The organism is Roseateles sp., from assembly GCF_046300915.1.
Lineage (GTDB): Bacteria > Pseudomonadota > Gammaproteobacteria > Burkholderiales > Burkholderiaceae_C > Kinneretia.
Map to the genome: position 1 here is coordinate 1 of NZ_JBKCLH010000149.1, position 4,236 is coordinate 4,236.

A 4,236-nucleotide genomic window follows, 5' to 3' on the forward strand; every position below is an offset into this window, starting at 1 on the left:
CGGTGCCCACGGTTGCACCGCCCGCGCCGGCCCCGGCGGTTGTGCTGGTGCCCGAGGCGCCGCCGCCCGCCCCCGTGCCCGTTCCGGCGCCGCTGGCCGCAGCTGCGCCGGCTCCAGAGCCTGCTGAGGCCCCGGCCGTGCGTCGCAGCTGGCTGGACAAGCTGCGCGCCGGCCTGCGCAAGACCGGCTCCAGCATCGCCCAGGTTTTCACCGGCACCCAGATTGATGACGCGCTCTATGAGGAGCTGGAGGCGGCCCTGCTGATGGCCGATACCGGCGTCAAGGCGACCGAATTCTTGCTGGAGGATCTCAAGAAGCGCGTCAAGGAGGCCAAGGTCACCGACCCGGCAGCCGTGCGCGGTCTGCTGGCGGAGGCGCTGAGCGATCTGCTGCGCCCGCTGGAGAAGTCGCTGACCGTGGGCGAGCACACGCCCACGGTCATGATGGTGGTGGGCGTCAACGGCGCCGGCAAGACCACCAGCATCGGCAAGCTGACCCGCCACCTGGCCGAGGCCGAGCAGAAGGTGCTGCTGGCCGCGGCCGACACCTTCCGCGCCGCGGCGCGCGAGCAGCTCTCGGTCTGGGCGGATCGCACCCAGGTCGAGATCGTCAGCCAAGAAGGCGGCGACCCCTCGGCCGTGACCTTCGATGCCGTGGTGGCCGGCCGTGCGCGCGGCTGCGATGTGGTGATTGCCGATACCGCGGGCCGTCTGCCCACCCAGCTGCATCTGATGGAGGAGCTCAAGAAGATCCGCCGCGTGATCGGCAAGGCCCAGGAGGGGGCCCCGCACGAGGTGCTGCTGGTGGTGGACGGCAATACCGGCCAGAACGCACTCACCCAGGTCAAGGCCTTCGACGATGCGCTGGGCCTGACCGGCCTGATCGTCACCAAGCTGGACGGCACGGCCAAGGGTGGCGTGCTCGCCGCCATCGCGCGCGAGCGCCCCATCCCGGTCTACTTCATCGGCGTGGGCGAGAAGCTGGAGGATCTGCAGACTTTCAGTGCGCGGGAGTTTGCGCAGGCCTTGCTGGAGTAATCGGCGGCGCAGGCATTGCGCCCGAGCGCCGGGCCACCGTGATCGGCTCACTGATCCAGCGGCCGGCGCGGATCCGGCTTTGCCGGTCCGTCGACGGCGCCCCCTTGAGGGGGCCCGCGAAGCGGGTAGGGGGTGTTACTTCAATCCAGGCGGCATCATCCCGCCGAGGCCCTTCATGCCGCCCATCTTCTTCATCATCTTCATCAGGCCGCCGCCCTTCATCTTCTTCATCATGCCCTGCATCTGGTCGAACTGATTCAGCAGGCGGTTGACCTCCTGGATCTGCACGCCGGCACCGGCCGCGATGCGGCGCTTGCGGCTGGCCTTGCTCTTGCCGTCCATCAGCAGGGCGGGCTGGGCGCGCTCCTTGGCGCTCATGGCGTTGAGGATGCCTTCCATGCGCTTCATGTCGCGCTCGGCCTTGTCCATGTCGGCGGCGCCGGCCTTGGCCGTCATCTGGGTGGGCAGCTTGTCCATCAGGCCCGAGAGGCCGCCCATCTTCTTCATCTGGGAGATCTGGGCCAGGAAGTCATTCAGGTCGAAGCCGTCGCCGCTCTTGAGCTTGTTGGCCAGCTTCTCGGCCGCGGCCATGTCCACGCCCTTGGTGACTTCCTCCACCAGGGCCACGATATCGCCCATGCCGAGCACGCGGCCGGCGTGACGCTCGGCGTCAAATACCTCCAGGCCGTCGATCTTTTCTGACACACCGGCAAACTTGATCGGCGCGCCGGTGATCTGGCGCACCGACACGGCCGCACCGCCGCGCGAGTCGCCGTCCAGCTTGGTCAGCACGATGCCGGTCAGCGGCAGGGCTTCCTTGAAGGCGCGGGCGGTGTTGATCGCATCCTGACCCTGCATGGCATCGACCACGAAGAGCGTCTCCACCGGGTTCAGCGCGGCGTGCAGATCCTTGATCTCGGCCATCAGCGCTTCGTCGATGGCCAGGCGGCCGGCCGTGTCGACCAGCAGCACATCGAAGTAATGCTTCTTGGCGTAGTCCAGCGCGGCCAGGGCGATCTCGCGTGGCTTCTGTCCGGCGTCGGAGGGGAACCACTCGCCACCTGCCTGCTTGGTGACGGTCTTGAGCTGCTCAATGGCGGCGGGGCGGTAGACGTCGGCCGAGACCGTCAGCACCTTCTTCTTGCGCTTGTCGATCAGGTGCTTGGTCAGCTTGGCCGTGGTGGTGGTCTTGCCGGCGCCCTGCAGGCCGGCCATCAGGATGATGGCGGGCGGCTGGGCGGCCAGATTGATGTCGGCCACGCCCTCGCCCATGGTGGCGGCCAGCTCCTTGTGCACCACCGAGACCAGGACCTGGCCGGGGTTGAGCGAGCCCACCACCTCCTGGCCCAGGGCCTTCTCCTTGACGCGGGCGATGAAGTCGCGCACCACCGGCAGGGCCACGTCGGCCTCCAGCAGGGCCATGCGCACCTCGCGCAGCATGTCCTGCACATTGCTTTCGGTGATGCGGGCCTGGCCGCGCATCGTCTTGACGAGCTGGCTCAGGCGTTCGGTCAGGGTGGAGGCCATCGGGCTAGCGCCACGGGGAGACGGGCGCGCAAATTACACTGTGGCGATGATTTTATCGTTCGCCTCCTCGGGCCTGCCCGGCACGCTGCTGGTCGCCAGCAGCGTGCTCGCCTTGCTGGCCTATGCCGCGGCGGTGCTGAGCCCCGACAAGGCGGGCGACGGAGCCCGTCTGCGCGGCCTCTTGGTGCTGGGTTGGAGCGCCCATCTTCTGGCACTGGTGCTGGACATCGCGGGCATAGGCGCGAGCCAGCCGGGCGCGCGCTTCGGCTTCGCGCCGGCCCTGTCCATGACCATCTGGCTGGTGCTGGCCGTCTATATGGTGGAGAGCCGCCTGGTGCCCCTGCCCAGCGCGCGCCGGGTGCTGGCAGTGCTGGCGGCCCTGGGCGTGTTGCTGGCCGCGCTTTATCCGGGCGAAAGCCGCCCGCTGGCGGCTTCCCCCTGGACGCCGCTGCACTGGGTGCTGGGCCTGGCCTCTTACGGCCTCTTCGGCGTGGCGGTGCTGCATGCGGTGCTGCTGAGCCGGGCCGAGCGCCAGATGCGCCTCAAGATGCCCTCGCCTGGGCAGGGGCAGTTCCCCTTGGGCATGCCTCTGCTGCGCCTGGAGCGTCTGACCTTCCAGTTCGTGGGCGCGGGTGTGGTGGTGCTGTCTCTGGCCCTGCTGCTGGGCTGGTGGTTCACGCCGCAATGGCGCTGGGACCACAAGAACCTGCTCTCCGTGCTGGGCTGGCTGGTGCTGACCGGTCTGCTGACCGGCCGCCGCGTGTTTGGCTGGCGCGGCCGCCGTGCTACCCGCTGGCTCTATCTGGGGGCAGCCCTGCTGCTGCTGGCCTATGCGGGCTCGCGCTTTGTGTTGGAGGTGCTGCTGCAGCGTGCGGGCACCGCACCGGTCTGAGTGGCTGAGCCATGAAATACCTGATCCTGATTCTTGTCCTGGCCCTGGTCTTCTTTGTTCTGGGGCTCAAGCGTGCGCGGCCCTCGCGCCCGGATCCCGGGCCCAAGCGCGAGGCCCCCAAGGCCCCGGCCGCAGGCGCTCAGGACATCGTGGCCTGTGCCGAATGTGGCCTGCATGTGCCGCTGGCTGATGCGCTGCCGGGGCTGGGCGGGCACTTCTGCAGCGCTGCGCATCGACACGCTTTTGAGGCCCGATCGCGCTCATGAGTCACGACGCTTGGTCGTCCACCAGACAAGCTCGGTCTTCGGCCACTGAGGCCGGTGCAGGCGGTGGTGGCGAGGCGCCTGCACCGTCTTCGCCTGCGCCCGCGGACCCCGATGTCAATGGCGACCAGGACGCCGAGACCGGGTTCTTCCTGCGCCGCGGCTTGCGGCGCGATGCTGCGGGTGGCGGCTTCTACCGGCTGTATCGCGCCTGTCTGTCGGCCCGTGTTGCGTTGGGCCTTGCCCTGCTGGCCATGCAGCTGCTCAGGCGGGCCAGGGACCGGGCGGACACGCCTCGGCGCGCCGCGGGCAAGATCCACTGCAGCAGTGCCAGCACCATGTAGAGCAGGCTGAGCTCCAGGGCCCCCTGGACCGGCTCCGCCCCCAGCATCCCGCCCAGCAGCTGCATGGCCAGCAGGGCAAGGCCCAACGCAACACGGGCCGACAGACAGGCGCGATACAGCCGGTAGAAGCCGCCACCCGCAGCATCGCGCCGCAAGCCGCGGCGCAGGAAGAA

Annotated in this window: 4 protein-coding genes and 1 pseudogene; 3 read left to right on the plus strand and 2 right to left on the minus strand. The window is 69.0% G+C overall.

Features of this window, described 5'->3' with window-relative positions; translation table 11 throughout:
- Positions 1-2: 2 nt before the first annotated feature.
- Positions 3-1,037 carry a signal recognition particle-docking protein FtsY gene (gene ftsY, locus ACK5F2_RS11530; RefSeq protein WP_409864760.1) on the plus strand — a complete coding sequence of 345 codons (1,035 nt, stop codon included), beginning with the start codon at positions 3-5 and terminating at the stop codon, positions 1,035-1,037.
- A 135-nt stretch (positions 1,038-1,172) separates the two neighbouring features.
- Here the strand turns inward: ftsY and ffh are convergent, their stop codons facing one another.
- On the minus strand, positions 1,173-2,564 hold the full coding sequence (gene ffh / locus ACK5F2_RS11535) for a signal recognition particle protein (protein ID WP_409864761.1): 1,392 nt from the start codon (positions 2,562-2,564) through the stop codon (positions 1,173-1,175).
- A gap of 46 nt (positions 2,565-2,610) precedes the next feature.
- On the opposite strand from ffh, the gene ACK5F2_RS11540 reads away from it, so the two are divergent.
- Together ACK5F2_RS11540 and ACK5F2_RS11545 are read left to right on the plus strand one after the other, a co-directional pair.
- Complete coding sequence (locus tag ACK5F2_RS11540) at positions 2,611-3,456, plus strand: inner membrane protein YpjD (protein ID WP_409864762.1); 846 nt, start codon at positions 2,611-2,613, stop codon at positions 3,454-3,456.
- An 11-nt stretch (positions 3,457-3,467) separates the two neighbouring features.
- Positions 3,468-3,722 (plus strand): PP0621 family protein, encoded by a 255-nt coding sequence (locus tag ACK5F2_RS11545; RefSeq protein ID WP_409864764.1) that lies wholly within the window; start codon positions 3,468-3,470, stop codon positions 3,720-3,722.
- A gap of 190 nt (positions 3,723-3,912) precedes the next feature.
- Here the strand turns inward: ACK5F2_RS11545 and ACK5F2_RS11550 are convergent.
- Positions 3,913-4,236, minus strand: a pseudogene (locus ACK5F2_RS11550) (hypothetical protein); the annotation flags it as partial.

Excerpts from the sequence above, each read along its gene's own strand:
- ACK5F2_RS11540 (WP_409864762.1), top strand. The coding sequence starts at position 2,611 with ATGATTTTATCGTTCGCCTCCTCGGGCCTGCCCGGCACGCTGCTGGTC.
- ACK5F2_RS11545 (WP_409864764.1), top strand. The coding sequence starts at position 3,468 with ATGAAATACCTGATCCTGATTCTTGTCCTGGCCCTGGTCTTCTTTGTT.
- ffh (WP_409864761.1), bottom strand. The coding sequence starts at position 2,564 with ATGGCCTCCACCCTGACCGAACGCCTGAGCCAGCTCGTCAAGACGATG.